The organism is Pseudomonas sp. CFBP 13710, from assembly GCF_014842235.1.
Taxonomy (GTDB): domain Bacteria; phylum Pseudomonadota; class Gammaproteobacteria; order Pseudomonadales; family Pseudomonadaceae; genus Aquipseudomonas; species Aquipseudomonas baltica.
The window spans coordinates 598,896-618,155 of record NZ_JACYVJ010000002.1 but is presented as its reverse complement, the minus strand read 5'-3'; the positions used below and the strand labels follow the sequence as shown (position 1 = coordinate 618,155).

The window sequence follows — 19,260 nt, the reverse complement described above, 5'->3', positions numbered from 1 at the left end:
GCTCCTACATCGGCACACCGTATTCCGCCCTTGTAGGAGCGGTCAGCGGCCGCGAAGAGAGCAACACGGTTTCAATCCATGCCAAAGGCTCAGACAATCTGCGGTTTACTGGCCAACTCATCGAAGGTAGCCGGGTCCAGCGCATCGTCCTGCTCGTCGAGCACTTCCAGCCCGTGATCGTTGTCGGGAATGCTGCTGTCGAGCAGGCTCAACAGGCTGGAACCCCGCATGGTCAACTGAAAGTTGCGGCCCGTGCCACCTTCGCTGTCAGGACGCTGCTCGATGAACCCGCGCTCCAGCAACAGCTTCTCATAGTCGCGGGCCTGGGTTTGCAACTGGTCGACAGCAGCAGTCGTGTCACCCTGAGCGGTGGCTGCATCGGCGTGGTCCTGGGCATAGCGGTGCGGGGTGAAATCCTGATTGGCGCCGTTCTGCACTTCGTGCAACAGCCGTTCGATCAACTGCCAGTCGTAAGTGGTCATCCGGAAGAACCTCCAACACATGAGTGAAAGGGCTTGCCAGGTATGGGACCGGGTGGGTGAGGGGGAGTTGCGCGAAGACAGCTTTGCGGGGTGTTTTGGCAGGTCTGGCCTCCGCCGGGAGGCCAGCCTGCCTGGCGCAGTTTACTCGCTGACAGCCGGCTTGCGACGCTTGAGCGGTGCCAGTCCGTCCTGGCTTACCAACGCCGGTGCATCGGCCTTGGGACGGTTGACGCTCTTGCGCTTGGTCGGGCCCTTGGCAACGCTTTTCTTGTCGCCTTTTTTGTCTTTGTCGGTCTTTTTCTTCTTCACGCCGACCGCCTTGCCCGACGCCTTGACCTTCTTCGGTCCGCCGTAGGTACCTTTGACTTCCTTGATCACCCGGCGCTCGAAGGTCTGCTTGAGGTAGCGCTCGATGCTGGACATCAAGTTCCAGTCACCGTGGCAGATCAGCGAGATCGCCAGGCCTTCGTTGCCGGCGCGGCCAGTCCGGCCGATGCGGTGCACGTAGTCATCGCCGCTGCGCGGCATGTCGAAGTTGACCACCAGGTCCAGGCCGTCGACGTCCAGGCCGCGGGCCGCCACATCGGTAGCCACGAGGATTTTCACGCCGCCCTGCTTGAGGCGATCGATGGCCAGCTTGCGGTCCTTCTGGTCCTTGTCGCCGTGCAGCACGAACGCCTTGTATTCCTGCGCCACCAGGCGCCCGTAGATACGGTCGGCCATGGCCCGGGTGTTGGTGAAGACGATTGCCTTCTGGTACGTCTCGTTGGCCAGCAGCCAGTTGAGGATCTGCTCTTTGTGGACGTTGTGGTCGGCGGTGACGATCTGCTGGCGAGTGCCCTCGGCCAGTTGGCTGACGTTGTTGATCAGCAGATGCTCGGGATCCTTCAACACCTTGCCGATCATGTCGCGTAGCCCGGCACCACCGGTGGTGGCCGAGAACAGCAGAGTCTGTTCACGCTGGCCGCACTCGTCGCTCAGGCGCGTCACGTCTTCGGAGAAGCCCATGTCGAGCATGCGGTCGGCTTCGTCGAGCACCAGCACCTCGACCTTCTTGAGGTCCAGGTTGCCAGCGTTGAGCTGTTCCAGCAGGCGGCCAGGGGTGCCGATGAGGATATCCGGTACCTTGCGCAGCATGGCGGCCTGCACCTTGAAGTCTTCACCGCCGGTGATCAGGCCCGCCTTGATGAAGGTGAACTGGCTGAAGCGCTCCACTTCCTTCAAGGTTTGCTGGGCCAGTTCGCGGGTCGGCAACAGGATCACCACGCGAATGTCGACGCGCACCTTGGCCGGGCCCATCAGGCGGTTGAGAATCGGCAGGACGAATGCGGCAGTCTTGCCGCTGCCGGTTTGCGCCGTCACCCGCAGGTCGCGCCCTTGCAATGCCAGGGGAATGGCGGCCAGCTGCACCGGCGTCGGCTCGACAAATTTCAGCTCGGCGACGGCTTTGAGCAGGCGTTCATGCAGGGCGAATTGGGAAAACACGGGTGTTACCTCGACGGAGTACATAAATTCGACTGCATAGGGTACCGGTTTGCGCACGATTAGCCGAATTTCTTTACCCGTAAGTCGGTAAATTGCGTGCAAATCTTTCCAGGCGTGGCGATTGCCCCACTCGATGGGCTTTAATCCCCGCCCCTTTTCAATCCGGGAGCTGCACGCCACCCCATGAACATCGAATCGCTCTGGCACCAAACCGTCACTTTCATCACTGGCCTGGACGACCAGCCGGTCCTGCAGGCCGGTGTGTCGCTGTTCCTGCTGCTGATCGCCGCCTTCGCCCTGGGCCGATTGGCGCGCTTCCTTACCCTGCACGCGGTCAAGCTGCTCAGTCGCCGGCCATCGCTGCACTGGCTCAACGACTTTTTGCACAACAAGGTCTTCCATCGCCTGGCGCAAATGACGCCGTCGCTGGTGGTGCAGTTCAGTCTGGGCTTGATCCCGGTGCTGAGCGACAACAGCAAGCACGTCATCGGCAACATCGCGCTGGGCTTCACCATCCTGTTCCTGGTACTGACCCTGGGGGCCCTGCTCAATGCACTGATCGACATCTATGCGCGCACCGAGCATGCCCGCACCCGCTCGATCAAGGGCTACGTGCAACTGGCCAAGATGATCCTGTACATCTTTGGTGCCATCATCATCGTCGCCACGTTGATCGACCGCTCGCCGCTGTTGCTGCTGTCCGGGCTGGGCGCCATGTCGGCGGTCATCCTGCTGGTCTACAAGGACACCCTGCTGTCGTTCGTGGCCAGCGTGCAGTTGACCAGCAACGACATGCTGCGCGTCGGCGACTGGATCGAGATGCCCCAGGTGGGCGCCGACGGCGACGTCGTCGACATCACCCTGCACACCGTGAAGATCCAGAATTACGCGTGAGTTGAAGCCTATTTCGACGTATCGTGAGCTCCCAGCGATATTGACAGCAACAAGCCTCCTCTAAGGGAATGCATGCGGGGCGACCTGAGCCCTGTTCTCCTACCTCAAGCCTTGCAGCACTCCTTTCCCTCCGAAACCGACTTCGCTGAAGCCCTCTCCCTAAGCAAAGACTGAGAGAAGCGAGAGTGATTATGTGGACAGCAACACCAGTGGGTGGGTGGGGATGTCTGAGCGGGCGTGGTGATCCCATTGCGGGGTGTTCATTCCGGAGCAAGCAAAACTTCCACCGACACATCTATCCACCCCTCTATTCAACATACGCTGGTGATGACTCACGGGGAGTGGAAAAAGGGTGGAGAGTGGATTATGGGTGCCCAGTCGCTGCGTACGTTCAGCCCCTCATCTGCAGTGACGTATCGCCTTGTCTTTCCCAGCGGCAAAAGTGATGCATTCATAGTGGCGTTGGAGCGCAAGCAGAGCCGCGCTCGACCTGAATTCTTGAACCAGGCCAAGCATGATCGCGTCGCCAGTAACCACGCAGCAGAACTCAGTGAGTTAGGCGCAAAGCAGCGGGACGCCACCGAGGTACTACTGACTTAGCGAAGTGATTTCAGGCAAGTGAAATGGGTAGTCATACCAGGTGCTGGAGTTAGGCCTAATGAACGAACGGGGAGGCCAAACCAGGCCAGCATCTACGGCTCGCCCGATTTAATCCGATCCAAGACCTCAGCGAGCTGATACTGCAGCGCAGTGCTATATTGACACCACCCAAAAAAATCTGCTTGACTCCCAACTATTCAAGCATGGACGTAGTTGCCTAAAACGGAGCCAATAGTGAAAAAACAGATAACCAATGCAATGTCAAAAATAACAGGGATTTCCACCACTTTTTTTGGCATCTCTTGGCAACCTTCTAACACAGAGGCCGAAGTAATTATAAGGCTACTTATGCACTTAGATAGTAAGAGATCACTTGCTCTTAACCAGCAAGGAGATTCTTGCCATGGCAAGCCCGTTCGCCCAGAATGGCTATCGATGTCTGTGATCCAAATTAGAGATCAGACGGTATCGTCGATGCAAACGATGTCCTTATCTCGTCCCGCCGAAGAGATCATGAGAGCAATGGTGTGCGCATGCAACAACTTTCTCTCCTGGCTTGAGTCTAACGAAAAAGACGAAGATCACTTCATGCAACTCAATGTTTGGCTTAGGGATATGGCTTTATGCATATACTCCCTATGCCGAAACGTGCAACTATTCCCAGGCAATCAACTGTATCGCCTACTTCAAAGACGACTCCCAGACAATGTAAAGCTATCTGACCTAGAACAATTTAAACTATAAACAGCTATGAAATGGCATGATGATGTAGCAGGCAACCGTCGCTTGAGCTTATTTCAGAGATTCAACTCAGACAAATAAAGATCAGAGATGTGATCATTCACATCCCTGACAGCCTAAACTTCTTACGACTAGCGCACCGCATTGATCTGCAGAACGCCATGCATCGAGTCGAGATGCGATTGGTATTAATATAATTTCGTGTACAAAAGCGTCCGAGTCACCCTCTACAGAGATGAGTTCGTTTTAGCTAGCATGACTCAACCTGGTTGCTGAGCTTTAGCTGCTACGCTGCCATAAGCGCTGCAGTCCATACCTATTCAGCTAGCCACTCTGCTTCAGCGGGGTTGAGAGTCCACGCCCCCCATCCAAACTTCATCGTGACCGCTCCGTCCTGAAGCAGAATGGCAAAATCGTAGCAGCAGTTCCGCTAGGCCATATCCGTAAGTCCCGATAAGCCTCAGTGCCACCCCGAGGCGACAGTTTCTACTTACAGGCCAGTTCCGAACGCTGCCGACACCGTCAATCAACTGGCCCAAACGCGCTTCAGGTCGATGTTGAGCCAGCCGTGAGGGATGATAGACCGATCAAAAAACGTTCATCAGTCGATTTTTTTCGACCGCCCATCACTTTTTCCAACCATTTTATAAAACTATGTCAATTCATGGATAAACAGGGCTGTGACAGCAGCCTGGGCAATTTTAAATAATTATTTTAAGAAGGCCTTAAATTTACTAAAGCCCACCTGACACGCTGTTTGATAAGAACACAAGCCAGACCTTATGGCATTCTCCAATGCCTCATATTGAATTAATTGACATATAGCAAAGAAGCATCGTGCCTTTCGTAATTTAAATTATAAAAAAAGACACAATAAAACGTCAATTCTCGAAAACAAAAAATCGCAGCCCCATGAATTATGGGGCTTCCAGCCGCGCCCCCCTCCTCCTAATAATTAAAAAGCCCGTCACACAAAATGAAATCCCCATGACAATATCAATCTAATTAAAAAATCTCGATTGATCGTTCGACAAAACCACCTCTTGCAAAACTTTCGACACTCGATATTCTGCCCACCCACTGAAACGGGGGGCCGGAACTAACTCTGACTCCCCTCCCGAAGACCGCCCCGAAAGAACAACATGTACACAACTGTAGAATTGAAAGGCCTTACCCCTTTCACCAAAAGCGACAAAGTACCCATCGAGGCGATGGTCTCTGTCCTAACTGAGCCTCCCTTGGTTTACCCGATCTCTTACCAAGACGAAGATTACATTCAAGGGATGAAGATCATTCTTCAGCCTGACGGAACGCCCTGGGTAGAAGGAAACCTCTATCTTTTTTGGCGGGCCAAGCAGTACCCCAAACTCGCTGCGGAAACTTTAGGCGCAGAGGCTGCCAACCTAGCAGAGTTCAAGAATGTAATGCTCGATCATAATCTAGATCACCTAGATTTTAGCGGAAGGGAGTTTGAAAGACCGACATACCGGTTCAAAGCAAACTTCAAGTTTGCTGTCGCACGGAGCGAGAGGGGTGCCGAGGGCGTAAATAACAAGATACGCGCCGTCATTCGATATTATCGATGGCGGATGAGGTATCGAAACTTCACACCTGCGAAGCCGCCATGGAAAGAGACAATCGCTCACATATCACGCCTTGACAGACACGGATTTACAAGAACACGAGAGGTCATCACCACAGACTTAACCTTCCCAAAAAACAAGGATGAGTCGAGCGATTTCATTTATGACGGCGGAAAGCTTCGTCCACTCCACAAATTTGAACAAGACGCGGTGGTCAAAGCACTTCTCCTCGTGAGCAATATTGAAATGCTGCTCCTGTTTATCCTAGCGCTTTTCTCGGGCATGAGAATACAAACGGTACTAACAATCCGAGTCGGTAACATTATTGAGGCCTCCGCAGATGATACTGGCACGTATTCGATCAGTGCGGGCCAGGGCTCTCTCGTAGACACCAAGTATGGAAAGAAACAGAGTATCCAGGTTCCTGGCTGGGTGCATCATCGGCTTTTCACCTACCTCCAATCCGACCGCTACCAGAGCCGCAAAGCCAGAGCGTTGAAAAGAGATGAGTCTGAGCAGTATGTTTTTCTGAGCAGAACTGGAAAGCCAATGTATGTAAGTCACCTCGACAAAGACAAATACAAGAGCCACGAAAAAGGTTCTGCGGTACGGAAATTTATTAGAGACACACTGACTCCACGGCTAAAAGCAGACGACCACCATTTCACATTCAGCTTTCACGACCTAAGAGCTTCATTCGGCATGAATTTGGTAGATGAACGCAGAGAACTCCTTGCCCAAGGAAAAATCGGCTACCTGGAACTTATCGACTACGTTGCTAAGCGCCTGCACCACTCAAGCCGTAAAACGACGATGAGTTACTTGGACTACAGGCGCGTCAATGAAATGGTGCACGAAGCTGACAGTGATTATCAAATGCACATCATGAGCCTCGTGGAGAACTGAAATGGAATACAGGCCATATTGCGAAATCCGCCTGGACGACCACGTTAACCACGCCGAACTTCTTACTAATGTTCATAACGTATTGGCAAGAAACCCAATTGAATCCATTTTAGTGCGGTTCAACCATCGACACGCTTTTGATTTTGGAGCTATTTGCTTTGGCGAACGTTCAGGGGGGAGAGCAAGAAGGGAGGTAAATGTAATGACTCACCTGCCAAAGCGGCTAGTGAGGGTGCAAAACTTGGCAAGTCATATCATGACGATAAGCCTCACTACAGTAGCTCTTAGCTCAGGTTACTCCGCAGTCGCAGATTGGGTGCTCATGGTTAAGTGGTGCGAAGAAAACGGATTCGAAGATTTTCTTGATGATTCAGAATCATACCACGAAGCATTGGTGGCGTTCAGTGAACATCTGAACACTGACAAGAGAGCATACATGACGCGCAAGCGTATGCAAACTGTGTGCAAAACGTGCGGTGAGAAAATGTTTCCGGAGGAGAATTTACTCTTTGCACGAATACCTTTGATTGAACGCCCCCTAGGCAAAACCAAGAAGATAATAGAGCCCCCTACCCCAGACTCAGTGAAATACCACCTGCAGACATGCGAACCTCTCTTCACTGGACTCACGGATTTCTTGATCAAAGAGGAAGCAATGCCATGCAAATTGAAGGTGAAAGATGGCTACGCATGGATACTACCAGACGACCAGTATCCGCTCATAACCGACAAGATACTTACCAAAGGTGGCGAGAAGACTGCTGGATCTCGATACTTTGACTACGGCCAGGCCCGCTTGAGAACTTTTGAAGAGTTTCGAAGCCGATCCACTTCAAAGAACTCCAAAGACTATTACATTGCAAAAGAACAATATCAATCCAGACTCAAGCTCGCCAATTCGTGCAAGGACATCAAGTATCGGGTATCCCTGGCAAGGATTGCTCACGACAGTTTTGTTTCGATGTTCGTCGCAGCAACAGCCATCAATGAATCTCCACTGCGCGAAATCCCATGGGATTCGGACTTCGAAATTACTAACACTGAAGAAATTGGATTCAGATCTATCAAATTCCGAGCCAACAACAAGGAAGTTATTGTTCGCGTAAAGGCTAGCTTCATCAAGCACTTTCGCAAATACGTCACCCTTAGAGATTACCTGTGCCAAGGCTCTGACCACCCATACCTCTTTATAGGATTTGATGGCAACAAACTGTCCAATTATAGAACTCTCGACACCAACATTCTTAGGCGCCTTTATGATCGCATACGTAGGCTGGTTGATCCTGATGTACCTTGCCTAAGTTACCAAAGCTTCCGAAACTACAAAGACAGTTATGTGGCTAAGAACCATGGTCACGAAGCCTCACGAATTCTGCTAGGTCACAGTGCACGGACGCAAAGGGCCAGCTACTTAAAAGCCAATGAGCAAAGCGCGGTCGACCAAATTGGAAAGTTCCATGCCGTAGTCAACGAGTTTTTTGGAAGCCCACACCCATGTGCCAGCCCAGTTGGTGGATGCATGAGTGAAGGTTCGCCATCGAAAGGTGAAACCTCGCATATCACTGCTGCACCGGACTGCAAAAGCCAAGTCGGCTGTTTGAACTGCGTACATCACAAGGTTCATGCGAACCGCGAGGATGCCTGGAAGCTGCTGAGCTTAGAATTTGTAACCAAAGAAATGATCCACTCGAGCGCTAGCCTGGAACATTTTAATTTGATCCACGGCCCGACTTTAGACCAGATCCAAAAACTTTTAAATGAAATGCTGGCCGTCCACCCATCACTTAGCGAAACCCTCACGGAACTGCGATCCGAAGTTTATGAAAACAATACATTGACCGGCTACTGGCAGCGACACCTCGAACGACTCGCCCAATTAAAGGTAATTGCATGAACAGAATCACAAGCAGCTCCGAATCCTATTTCCTCGACATTCATAGCCTTGTCGACAATACGGAGAGCCTTACAGAAAATATTGAGGGTCGTCCATGCAACGCAATTCTCCCGCATGGTGAACACAGCAAGCCAACTGTCAACGTGGCTTATGTCGGAATGAATTTAGACAATCTGAGTGATACCTGCATCATCAGCCACAGTCAGACTGGGCTGGCGATTCTATTGGCAGACATGTACTGGGACTTCCCACAATTGGCACTTGTGCCAACAGATTCAACCTCATTGAATTTTGAACGCTACAGATCAAAGGGTAAATTCAATGCCTCCAATATCCTAACCTCGCAAATTCTTTTGGCGACAAATATCTTCTCGCTTGGTCATCGAGGATCGGCGTTAAGGATCTCAACTATTACTATAGCCTTTAATGCGCTTGGCATCCTGACTAAATGTGCCGACCAAAAAAACATTACGATCCAGGAGATGATCTCCTCACCGGCACATATGGACTTCGCAGAGGGCATCACGGCCAACAATGCGTCTCGCTTAGTAAAAATGGTTACTGATTACCATAAACTGACCTCCAATGCGCTCAATCTAAATCCGCACAAGCTTTTCTTCAATGTGTTGCGCAAGCGACATGGAGAGAGGTATAACACTGAAAAGCAAACACCCGTCATTCCAAGCCGCATTCTTCATGCGCGCTATCATCACTACAATAACATTGTTCTCGACTTCATTCAGTCTGGAGACATGATTGGAGCGCTTTCAAAAAAATTGGCCGAGGATCCTCTTTATGGCCGAGACGCTAGTAAGGCTTCCAGATATGAGATGGAATTTGGCCACCAATACGCATTAGAAAAAAAGCGACCGAATTTTTCTAAAGCGATTGGCGACCACAACCTTAATGATTTCTGTGAAAAGTACAACATCCTCCAACCTGGAAGTCTGGCCCGACATATGGCACTCGTTCAACACAGCGCGAAGTGCTTAGTGCACATTTATACGCTTGTAAGAGATCACGAAGCAAAACTTTTAGAGAACGAATGCGTTGAACAAGCAGAAGGCTGGAATTCTAAAGGCCTGTACCTGATGGGTATTTCCACCAAATTAACAGGACAAGCAAAAGACACGGCCTGGATTGCCAACGAGCTAATCGTTGAACCTATTAAATGCCTTCAGATCATTAAATCGATCATCACCCCCTATGTCCCTGATGGTACAAATGGCAGCGACTGCTTGCTTCTTACTCCAAGCTTCCTACCCTTCTGCAAGAGCGATCCCGGCGACACGATCATCATTAAAAATTTCACACGGTACGAGAAATATCTACCTCCTATCCCAATTGAAGAAGCTGACATCCTGGAACTCGAAGCGATTGACCCGCTTGCAGACCGGCGCTCAGATCCAAGATACAAGGTAGGTAAACCATGGAAAATTGCATCTCACCAATTCCGCAGGACAATGACTGTCTTCGGCGCTCAGAGTCAGGTGTTGGACATCCCCGAACTCAAACGGCTCCTAACTCATCTTACTGAATCCATGAGCATTTACTATCAACGTGGCTGCTCTGCGGGCGGCTACAACATGAAGCTCAAAAGTCCAGAACTCGATAAGGAATTGAATAAGGCAATGAATGACGCCCAGTGGATCTCATACCTTAATGAAGTTCTGTATTCGACTGAGAAACTTCATGGCGGTCATGGTGAACGTGTGACAACAATGAGCAAAGCGAATGATCCTGACAGGATTATTTATCGGCAGACCGCCGAAGAAACGATGAAGAAGGCCAAGAATGGCCTGATTTCCTACCAACGTACTCCATTGGGTGGATGCGCCAGCAGCAAACCTTGCGACGAGCGAGCTCATGGTAATTTCACAAACTGTTTCGGATGCGCAAGCTCGGTGCTCAAGGTGAGTAATGTTAAATCGGTCATTGAGAATGCTCAGATTGATCTCATGGATCTAGATCCAAAATCTTTCGAATACCGCATGGAGCAACGCAACATTCAAGATTACGAAACCATCCTCAGCCACTTGAACTAAAGAATATCTATGAACAGCAACATCAAAGGCGCAGGACTGCAAGAGCTCTACGACGCCCTAATCCGCTTAGTGAACAATAAGCCAGAGCGAATAGAAAAAGGATTCAAGATCTCGCTTCGCACCGTTGCCCTCGAAGCCGGAAAAGATCCGAGCCTTATCAGGAAGGATCGTGATATCTACCAGCACCTGATCGCGGACATTGAACGTTACGCCGCCTTTCAGAGGGAGAAGAGCGCCAAGAAAAACGGTCAGGTTGCCGAGCTCAAAGCTCGCATTGCGAAGCTCCGTAGTGAAGCGGAACGCTTTGAGGATCTTTGGAAAGCCGCCTTGGCTCGCGAACTGTTCCTTCTCGAACAGCTTGATGAATACGAACACCGATGGAAAAAGTATACAAACGTTGTTGATTTTGTACCTAACGGCTCGCCAGCCTAAAACTAATACCTATCATGTTAATGGAGATACCAAATGAAAGACCATAAGACATCCACCATTGCATCTGAAATATTCAAGAAAATGTTTTTACACTCTCACAGCATGCAGAAAATGACTGAGTATTATTCAAAAACCCCAATGGGGGGATGTGGGAATTCCAATTCATCCCAGGAAGTATTCCCGGACAGCCTTAAGTGCCTGCCCGCCAAAAAAATATTGTAGATAAGTAGCTCCGATCACCATTACCCTGGGCGGGGGTCTTTGGCCCCTGCCTGACAGATTACATGCTTTGCGACTACTATCAATAGGCGGAGACTGTGCCCGGCCTTTCTCACCTTCAAATTTTTTCGCTTCAGGCTCAAGGTTTTCCAAAACCAACCGTTTGTCATAGGTATGTACTCCCTTTGAGCAACCGCTTTGATCCCACCAACCGATGACTACGCACAGCGTTTGAGTGCCGCCATTCCGTTTCCCAAGCCGATCCTGGGCAACCGCCAGCACGGTGCCTGGCAACGTCTGATCAGCGTCATCAAGTCTTCAGAAACCCTTTCTGCATTTGATAAAGCAGCAGCTTATGTAGAGGGCTACGCACATGCACTGGTCGACAGCGACCAGATCGACATTTCCATCGAACGAGATGTACTGATCATCGGAACTGTCAACGCCTGGCGATGCGCCCGTGTTGGCTCCAGCACCTCCACCTATTTGTAGTCACCAGTGAGTACCATGACTTCTATTTTTCAACGCTATGCCGACGAAGAACCGTCTGAATTACGCATCCAGATGCCGCAGCGGGTTCTGGCTACAACCGTCAGTCATTACCCAATTGATGTTCTAGTAGGTCACTGGGAAAAGTACCTGGTAGACCCCTCCTCTGCTCGCGATAGATTTCCGTGGGCTGAGCGGTTTGTCATGGGCATGCCCGTACCAACGTGGGCCCGTGGATTGGAGTGGAACGTAGGCCAGCAGGCTCGGTTTATTAGCGCTGCTTGGTCAGGGGCGGACTTGGGAAGCTACCTTACAAACGACTGGTGCGAGCCGGCTGACACAGGCAGGGCATTGGCGGAGAACAGCGAGATTCTGGTCGATGGTCAGCAACGGCTTCACAGCCTTGAAGAGTATTTCCTTGATCGTCTTGCGGTGCCAGATGCACAAGGTCAGCCGAGGGTCTGGTCTGAGCTCAGCAATGGCGAGAGGAAGCGTTTTTTATCCACGATTTTTACCCAAGCGAGGGTGTCTTCTGGCGACGAAGTAGCGTTGCGCAAAACGTATGACCTCTACGCGCAGGGCGTTATGCCAAGGTCATTCGGGCAGCGCACCTTTCGTTAGCCATCGACGCTACGGTTGTTGTGGCATGCCCTAGGAGGGACGGCTGTCGTGAACCAAGCCCTGTCTACGACAGGTCTTGGCCCTTTGGGCTTACATCCTCATGCCCTTCGACCCTCCTGGTCTGCGCGCTCCGCTTACGAAATCCCCGAAACGCCCCCATTCAAATAGCTCCTGGGGGATCCTCGATGTCGCCGGCTGTTGACGGATTGCTTACAAGTCCAGCCCGTCAAGAGGATAAAGAATTTCCTCTTTGACCAGCGCCAAGTCTGCATTCTTCAGGAAAAAATAGAAGGTGGAATCAACGACCTTCAACTGCCTGGAGTTGGAGTCATACGCCAGAACAGGCGGACTGATCCCCTTCCCAGACTGAACTTCTGCTAGACCTTTTAGGACTGAGGTCAATTGAGAACCCTTCAGATCTTCCTTGCGATGATGTATCTGCTTGATCGCATGCAATAACGCCTCTTTGCTAATGCCACCATTAATCCCCGCAAATCCTATATCAAGGATATGCATAACGATGTAGTAGTTCAAGAAATACGGAAGCGGCTTTGACTTGTCGATGACGGAAGTGTTTCCGGAAGCGATAGCTTCAAGATTTTTCAGATGCCTACCAGAGTAATCGTCGGACTTTTGTTTTATTGCTCTGGCGACCACATCCATATCATCTATAAACTGGTTAGCTGCCTGCGTTTCGGTGATACCAGCTTCCAAGCAGGTGACCTTAAGTAACTCCTGGAAAACACCGACACTCCTGAAAGCATTGTCTATGCACTCTTGAACGAGAACTCTCGAAAACTGAACGTTTAGTTCCGGTGCACCCTTATCGACAATTCTAAGAAAGTCATCCTCATGCCAAGGCTCTACAGGAACTTCTGCAACTCTATCCTGTAACTCACCATTAAACTGTATTAGCCGGTTTGCTTCTTTCCATACACCGAGTATAACGAAACGTATTTTGAGATCGTGAAATGTTCTCAGATCAAACGCAAAGTCTCTTTGCACACTCTCAGGTAAGTAGTGAAAATTTTCGAGAATAACAGTTTTTTTCGTTCCAAACTTAACCATCAAGCTAGCGACGTCATCCGGCAAATCGAGATTTAACTCGATTTCTTCGTACTTATCCTCAACTTTATATGTGCTCTCATCTTCGGTAGCAATTTCAGCACGACCCTTGAGAACCAACGCGATTGCACCTTCAATAAAGGCTTTTCCTTTTACTTTGGAAGTATCGCCCGTACCTTCAGTATAAGAAGTCTGTAGAGTCACACCGGACTTTCGCAAGATGGATTGATAGATGTTTCGAATAGTTGTCTTAGGAGACAGGCTGACGACAATATTTTCATCGTAGTTTAGATGCTTCTTCACAAGCGCTGTTTTACCTTGTTTAGACGCGCCGTATACGATTATTTGATGCCCAGCCTCTAGCGCTGACGCAAATTTATCATCAACATGAGTCCGTTCTACGTAGCTGAAAATATCTTCACTGCTAACGCCAAAGACTTCTTCTACCTTCTTCAATCTGCAAACTCCATTTCGCATTAGGCGAACAATTAATTGATGGCCCTATGCTACTACCCGCTTCATGACATGTCCATTCACTACCATCAAGCTTTGCGGATGAAGGGAAGGCAAAACGCTCCACTTGCCACATTTGCAGAAAAGGCCATAACTGCTGGGGGTAAAGGGTTGCTACGGATAGGCTGATGTGCTTCCTGGCCGTGAAATCAGCGCTCCGGAGCACCTGCTTGCACGCGTCGGACTTGAAAATCAAGATGGTACCGCCAATACGCAGTTCGCGGCTTTTGCCTGGCGAATGCTCGCTGGTCTTTCTGCATCAGCCTTCGTTCACTTCCCAGCTTGGACATTGGCTACCGCTCCCACATACTGCTGAGCATCCGATCAAAGATGAGGCCGAGCAAATGGGTTGGCTATTTTGGAAAGACAAGCGGCCCGCGTGGGTTCAGGCAGAGGAACGGGAATTCATTAAGGCTGCGAACCGCCTAAAGACGCTTCAGGTAACGCCTCGCGGTGGCATGCGCATTGACCCCGAGGAACTCAGGGATCAGATCCTTGCGGCGCGAGAGTCATACAAAGACCTAGTTCAAAAATAACAGTAGTAAGCAGGCAACCTGCTTGAAGCTTTAGCTCTTTAGAAAGCCTCAAGCCTCGCCTCAATGCCGGCATCTTTGGCCATCGCAATCATGACGTCGACGCGGTCGGCGTCCACGATGAAGCCTACGTACTCGTCACCGCCGGTGTTCAGGTGCAGGTAGCGTTTGCCGAAACTGGTGAGCCACTCATCATACTCAGCCAGCACTTGCACAACGGTTAGCCCCTCGCGTTGTCGGTACGGATACAGTTCCCGAATGCCACAGGCCTTGGTCAGACAAGGGGCCAAATATTTGAAGCCATCGAACCCTTTCCAGTCTATGGCGAGCAGGACGATGTGCTCTAGCGATTGTCCTTTGTCAGGATCCAGCACACCTTCTGTCAGCGCGCTCGATGGCTCTTCACCTTGGCCGTAGAAACCCATGACTCGTCGAACGAGACGCGCTTGTTCCTTTTCAGGTAGACGGGCCAGCAGGCTCTGAGTGAAAGCCTTGAGCTCGGCGCGGAAAGGGTGAAGCTCGCGCATGATCGCAGCGTCACTCAATGGTGGCTCATCTGGGGGCGGTTGAGTGAAGCGGCCACCGAACAATCTATCCAGAAATCCCATACATCTCTCTTCCATGTGCTGAACGCTTGCGCCATGCCCCATCGATATTCGGTGTTTGCCTGGGTCAGAGCGTTAGAGGGTACACCAGTCTGGCGTGGCTTTCGGCACGGGCGTCTTGGCCCTGCGGGCTTCCATCCTCACGCGGTCGTATGTGCTTACAAAGGGAGACTCGCCTTGCACCATATGCGTCCGCTTTCATTGCGCTCAGCTACTGCAAACGGCCCAGAGAATAACTATGTGCCGTTCCCCTGCTTCAGCGCCAATAGGACAGTTACCAACGAGCCGTGTCTATGGGCCAACCTTTCTTGCTGCAGTCTTTGGCCTGTTTGCGGAGAGCCTGGTAATGTCCTCGCAGCTGTTTCACGTACTCGATGTCCACTAGAGCTCCCTGAGTTGCAGCGATCACTACCTCATGCATCTGATACAGATCATGACTCACTGAATCATCAGTGGTCTCCGCTGACACCAAGATGCGGCGCTCAAGGAAACTATTGTAGAGGTCGAGAATCGAGGCTTCTTCACTCTCGGGATGACGGCAAAGGCGCCCCAGCCCACGAAGCAGTGACACATACCCTGCCCAGAGACTAAGCATCTGCCGGGCTGCGTCCTTAGGCTTCTTGTTAAATACCGGAAACCTCGCTTTCAGCAGCTCGCGAAACTGCTGATCTCTGGAGTTATCGTCTCGTGTGTTGAATTCTAGGAATGCTGACTGCTTGATGTCGATGTAGCGGAAGTCAATCAGCGCATTTGGGAACCGCAAGGCGGCATCGGCGATTGCCAATCTCCGAGCAGCTATCTCATCGTCAGAAAGTCTAGGATTAACAATCTCGACGAAAACCAGTTCCTTATCATCCCCCCTTCTTGCTATCGCATCGAATCGCACACCGGTGTCTGGAAGCAGTGCCTCTACATCGACGACGTAGCCTCGGCTCCTGTACTCACTGGCTATCGAATCAAGTTGGTACCGCTCGTATTCTCTCATTACCAGAATTTCCCATTGCTATCCACGTATGGCTCGACCTTAACTGCAGTTGCATGTTGCTTTGGGAGAGGTGCTCCGGTAGCCGAGTTGCCAGCCCCATTGGCGATCATCAGGGCACTGCTGATTTCGCGAGCGAATCCGATGGGAACCAAGAGACTGGCTTTAGGTACGGGGGGAAATCGCTCGGTAATAATGCGAGTCACCGCTTTATCATTCTCGAAGATCGCTGTCGCAAGACCATCGATGGTGTGTTTCAAACCGTTGTCAACATCGATGTACTGTTGGTTGATGGGAAAATAGAAAACCTTCACGGTGAGAGCCGCTGTGGACTTCGCTTTTCCTGGGTAGTGAAGCGCGACAGCGCCTTTTGCAGCAGCTTCGACAAGCGTCTTCCATGCAGCCTTTTTGCCGGCTGTCGAGTTGACAGAGGATGGATTGCCTAACACCGTAAATTCAATCGGTATCGTCATCGCTTTCACGCCTCCTCAGATTCGGCTTGGAATATCTCGATCAGCTTCTGGTTGTAGTCATCCAAGTACGTTTGGAGGCCTTCACGATCAACCAGGCGAACATTCGCAGTCGTGGCGAGCTCCTTCGCTGACTTCGTGAACCAAGAGTTGGTAACGACCATTGCGTCATCGCAGCCGTAGAATGCTTTAGCAGAAATCGCTTGCTGGACGGCAGAGTTGCCCACCGAGCTGGTGTAGTTCTTGGCCTGTATCACCATAGTTTTACCGAAGCGACTCACGAACAGGTCGGCACCTTGATCGGCGGTCTTTTGAGTGCCTTTAACGTCATACCCGATGGTCTGGAAGATCTCAACCAGGAAGGCTTCGAACTGGAATCCGTCCATAGCGTCGACCAAGTACATCGTGATGAAGCGGTTGGGGTTGAAGTGCTCGAGCTGGCTGCCCAGACGCTCAACCAAGATGTCGAAGTAGATCGATTCGCAGTGGCTAAGGCCAGAACGGAAATTCAGCAGTGCCACCAAGGGCTGTCCAGCAGTGGTGGCTGCTTGGCGGTTGAACTGGATCTCGGGAAAGTCGATGTCGTTTTCCCAGACGTAGTAAAAGAACAGTGCCAGGTCAGCTCTGAAAGACGTGCCCGCCTCTTCGATCCACGAGCGCAGCGTGCTCGCTAGGTCTGGTCTGATGTGGCGGGTGACCTCCCTTGCAAAACCTGCGTACGCCGAGTTGAAAGCCGTGGTCAGCAATAGCTTGTCGAGCAGCGTCGGAAGCTGTTCAAGCTCATCGAAGCCTTTACGAATCAAGACCTCCCTGAAGAGTTCTCGCTCGGTGTAGACACCGTCCATCCGTGCACCAGGAACAGCAGCCTCATCTCCCCCGCTTGCGGCAGTGTCGCGAGTGGTGTGAATGAAATTGGTGAAATATGGTGTCTTCAGTTCAGCGTACTTACGCAGCACATTGTTCAGTAGATCGTTGAGCTGAGCCTGTTCCTTCTTCTTGCCCAAGAAGTCTTTCAGGAAGCCTTTTGACTGGTACTGAAAGTCAGGATAAAACGAGGGGTCGAGCGGCGTGAGGCTTTGCTCGCTAGCTTGGGCGATTGAAGGAACAACCTTGGGATTGCATCGAGGACAGGCTGTTTCAAAGGTTGTTCGGTGACAAGCATTACATTGGTAGATCACAGTTGTCCTTCCTTGGTCACGGGTAAGCAGAGCCCGGAAGATAGCCTAGTGCCACACCATCGTCTATTCGTATGCCGCATTACGGTTTCCGTTGGTGAACGGACGCAGGTGAAAGGGAGCACGACACCCACTCTTTGAGCTCAGCGCAGACTTGAAAAGGCCAAGCCTCGCTGGTCTGGAGCAAACCGGACTCGGTAGAGCAAGTGCCTGGAACCAAGCTGACAGTGATAATGGAGCAGGTGGAATGCATGGCCGCAAATTACAACCCGGCATCGATAATCGGAGCCGCGTTAAGCGTCGGCGCAGCAGCACTCCATGTGGTCGCGATCCTTATAGCCTCAGATACCGGCTATTTGGAGCGCGTGTGGATGAGAGAGGGGCGCTCCGTTTACAGACCAAGCGGGAGGCCTCTAACTACAGCATTACCAGGTCGCGCTCTATCGAGGCTCTCCGGTCATCAGGCATGTTGTTATCGACGTTGAAATCGACCGTCACTCCAGTCAGGGCTTCTAAATTAGCTTCCAAATCTTGGATGTCGAAAAGGGAAATTTTGCCTCGCTTGTTGGGAGCTATGGTGGCCAAGATGTCGAGGTCACTACCATCCACGTCCATTCCTCTTGCGGTCGATCCAAAAATGGCAGGCGATGCGAATCCATAAGACTCGATGAGCTGTTTGATCAGGCTGGCTTTACCTTGGATTGCGTGAGACGGTTTCATAGATTTGCCCTCCGTTCGCCCCGGAATCATCCGGCCAAGGTTGGCCTTGTCGATGTTAGGATTTGGTCTGCCGCCCGGCTCCAGAATTGACTTCTCGCGTAGGTCAGCCCTCTCACAGCCTCTCCGAGGATATGACAAATTATGAAGTTGGTCAGGCTGATTCGCCATGGTGAAAGTGCCGCAAACGCCGGTGCGCCCACTCAGGATCACGCGAGCATTCCTCTCACTAAGCATGGTGTCGATCAGGCACGCCGAGTCGCCCTTTCACTCGGCAAAGCCCCACACTTGATAATCACTTCGCCGTTTTCTCGCGCTATGGCCACCGCTCAGTTCATGGCAAGCGCTTTCCCAGTTGTTCCTATGGAGACGTGGCCAACTCAGGAGTTCACGTACCTAGACCCGGCGAGGTGCGTGAATACTACAGTGGCTCAGCGGCGGGACTGGGTGAGAGAGTATTGGAACCAAGCCAATCCTTTGTTTGTAGATGGTGATGGAGCTGAGTCATTCATTGAATTTGTATCACGGGCGCAATCGTTCCTAGAGCGGCTTGAGGCCCATCCGGCGAAGGACATTGTGGTTTTCTCGCATGGGCAGTTCATCAATGCAGTGGCGTGGTTGATCGAGCGACAGCCTACGGTGATCAACAGTCACGCGATGATAGATTGGCGAGAGTACGAGATCGCTAATCACGTGGAGAATTGCGGCGGGTACCGGCTGATCTACGATCAGGGGAGTTCCGGCTGATCTACGATCAGGGGAGTTCCGGCTGGAGGCTTATGCCAAAGAATGCTGAGGACGCGGATCTT

Annotated in this window: 16 protein-coding genes and 1 pseudogene; 9 read left to right on the top strand and 8 right to left on the bottom strand. The window is 51.3% G+C overall.

All coding sequences use genetic code 11. The features are described from left to right. Positions 1-89: 89 nt before the first annotated feature. Both IFT44_RS07425 and IFT44_RS07420 read right to left on the bottom strand, forming a co-directional pair. Positions 90-482, bottom strand: coding sequence for a transcriptional regulator (locus IFT44_RS07425; RefSeq protein WP_192175679.1), 393 nt, complete (start codon positions 480-482; stop codon positions 90-92). Positions 483-623: 141 nt separating this feature from the next. Next, positions 624-1,967: a DEAD/DEAH box helicase gene (locus IFT44_RS07420; protein ID WP_163007604.1), complete on the bottom strand. Its 1,344-nt coding sequence runs from the start codon at positions 1,965-1,967 to the stop codon at positions 624-626. A 183-nt stretch (positions 1,968-2,150) separates the two neighbouring features. On the opposite strand from IFT44_RS07420, the pseudogene IFT44_RS07415 reads away from it, so the two are divergent. The 8 genes and pseudogenes from IFT44_RS07415 to IFT44_RS07385 all read left to right on the top strand — a co-directional run. Continuing rightward, a pseudogene (locus IFT44_RS07415) lies at positions 2,151-2,855 on the top strand (mechanosensitive ion channel domain-containing protein); the annotation flags it as partial. A gap of 864 nt (positions 2,856-3,719) precedes the next feature. Beyond that, on the top strand, positions 3,720-4,205 hold the full coding sequence (locus IFT44_RS21330; protein WP_446730943.1) for a DUF6650 family protein: 486 nt from the start codon (positions 3,720-3,722) through the stop codon (positions 4,203-4,205). Between the two features lie 1,139 nt (positions 4,206-5,344). Beyond that, complete coding sequence (locus IFT44_RS07410; protein WP_192175678.1) at positions 5,345-6,691, top strand: site-specific integrase; 1,347 nt, start codon at positions 5,345-5,347, stop codon at positions 6,689-6,691. A gap of 1 nt (position 6,692) precedes the next feature. Beyond that, positions 6,693-8,585, top strand: coding sequence for a hypothetical protein (locus IFT44_RS07405; RefSeq protein WP_192175677.1), 1,893 nt, complete (start codon positions 6,693-6,695; stop codon positions 8,583-8,585). Then, positions 8,582-10,630, top strand: a complete 2,049-nt coding sequence (locus IFT44_RS07400; protein ID WP_192175676.1) for a hypothetical protein — start codon at positions 8,582-8,584, stop codon at positions 10,628-10,630. Before IFT44_RS07405 ends, IFT44_RS07400 begins: the two co-directional genes overlap by 4 nt. A gap of 9 nt (positions 10,631-10,639) precedes the next feature. Further along, on the top strand, positions 10,640-11,062 hold the full coding sequence (locus tag IFT44_RS07395) for a hypothetical protein (protein ID WP_192175675.1): 423 nt from the start codon (positions 10,640-10,642) through the stop codon (positions 11,060-11,062). Between the two features lie 417 nt (positions 11,063-11,479). Next, a complete protein-coding gene (locus IFT44_RS07390; protein ID WP_192175674.1) occupies positions 11,480-11,773 on the top strand; it encodes a hypothetical protein in 294 nt (97 codons plus the stop codon). A gap of 15 nt (positions 11,774-11,788) precedes the next feature. Beyond that, complete coding sequence (locus IFT44_RS07385) at positions 11,789-12,391, top strand: hypothetical protein (protein WP_192175673.1); 603 nt, start codon at positions 11,789-11,791, stop codon at positions 12,389-12,391. A gap of 210 nt (positions 12,392-12,601) precedes the next feature. On the opposite strand, the gene IFT44_RS07380 is transcribed toward IFT44_RS07385, so the two are convergent. The 6 genes from IFT44_RS07380 to IFT44_RS07355 all read right to left on the bottom strand — a co-directional run bounded on the left by IFT44_RS07380 (position 12,602) and on the right by IFT44_RS07355 (position 18,454). Next, positions 12,602-13,912, bottom strand: a complete 1,311-nt coding sequence (locus IFT44_RS07380; protein WP_192175672.1) for a hypothetical protein — start codon at positions 13,910-13,912, stop codon at positions 12,602-12,604. A gap of 631 nt (positions 13,913-14,543) precedes the next feature. Further along, positions 14,544-15,110, bottom strand: a complete 567-nt coding sequence (locus IFT44_RS07375; protein WP_122503026.1) for a DUF6630 family protein — start codon at positions 15,108-15,110, stop codon at positions 14,544-14,546. A gap of 271 nt (positions 15,111-15,381) precedes the next feature. Further along, on the bottom strand, positions 15,382-16,092 hold the full coding sequence (locus IFT44_RS07370) for a hypothetical protein (protein WP_122503025.1): 711 nt from the start codon (positions 16,090-16,092) through the stop codon (positions 15,382-15,384). After that, on the bottom strand, positions 16,092-16,562 hold the full coding sequence (locus IFT44_RS07365) for a RusA family crossover junction endodeoxyribonuclease (RefSeq protein ID WP_192175671.1): 471 nt from the start codon (positions 16,560-16,562) through the stop codon (positions 16,092-16,094). The genes IFT44_RS07370 and IFT44_RS07365 overlap by 1 nt, the downstream gene beginning before the upstream one ends. Before the next feature lie 5 nt (positions 16,563-16,567). Then, positions 16,568-17,737, bottom strand: coding sequence for a restriction endonuclease (locus tag IFT44_RS07360; RefSeq protein ID WP_122503023.1), 1,170 nt, complete (start codon positions 17,735-17,737; stop codon positions 16,568-16,570). A gap of 414 nt (positions 17,738-18,151) precedes the next feature. Beyond that, the gene (locus IFT44_RS07355) at positions 18,152-18,454 is read right to left on the bottom strand and encodes a nucleotidyltransferase family protein (RefSeq protein WP_122503022.1); all 303 of its coding nucleotides are present in this window, start codon (positions 18,452-18,454) and stop codon (positions 18,152-18,154) included. A gap of 141 nt (positions 18,455-18,595) precedes the next feature. Between IFT44_RS07355 and IFT44_RS07350 the strand changes: the two genes are divergently transcribed. Continuing rightward, a complete protein-coding gene (locus tag IFT44_RS07350) occupies positions 18,596-19,198 on the top strand; it encodes a histidine phosphatase family protein (RefSeq protein ID WP_192175670.1) in 603 nt (200 codons plus the stop codon). Positions 19,199-19,260: the final 62 nt, after the last annotated feature.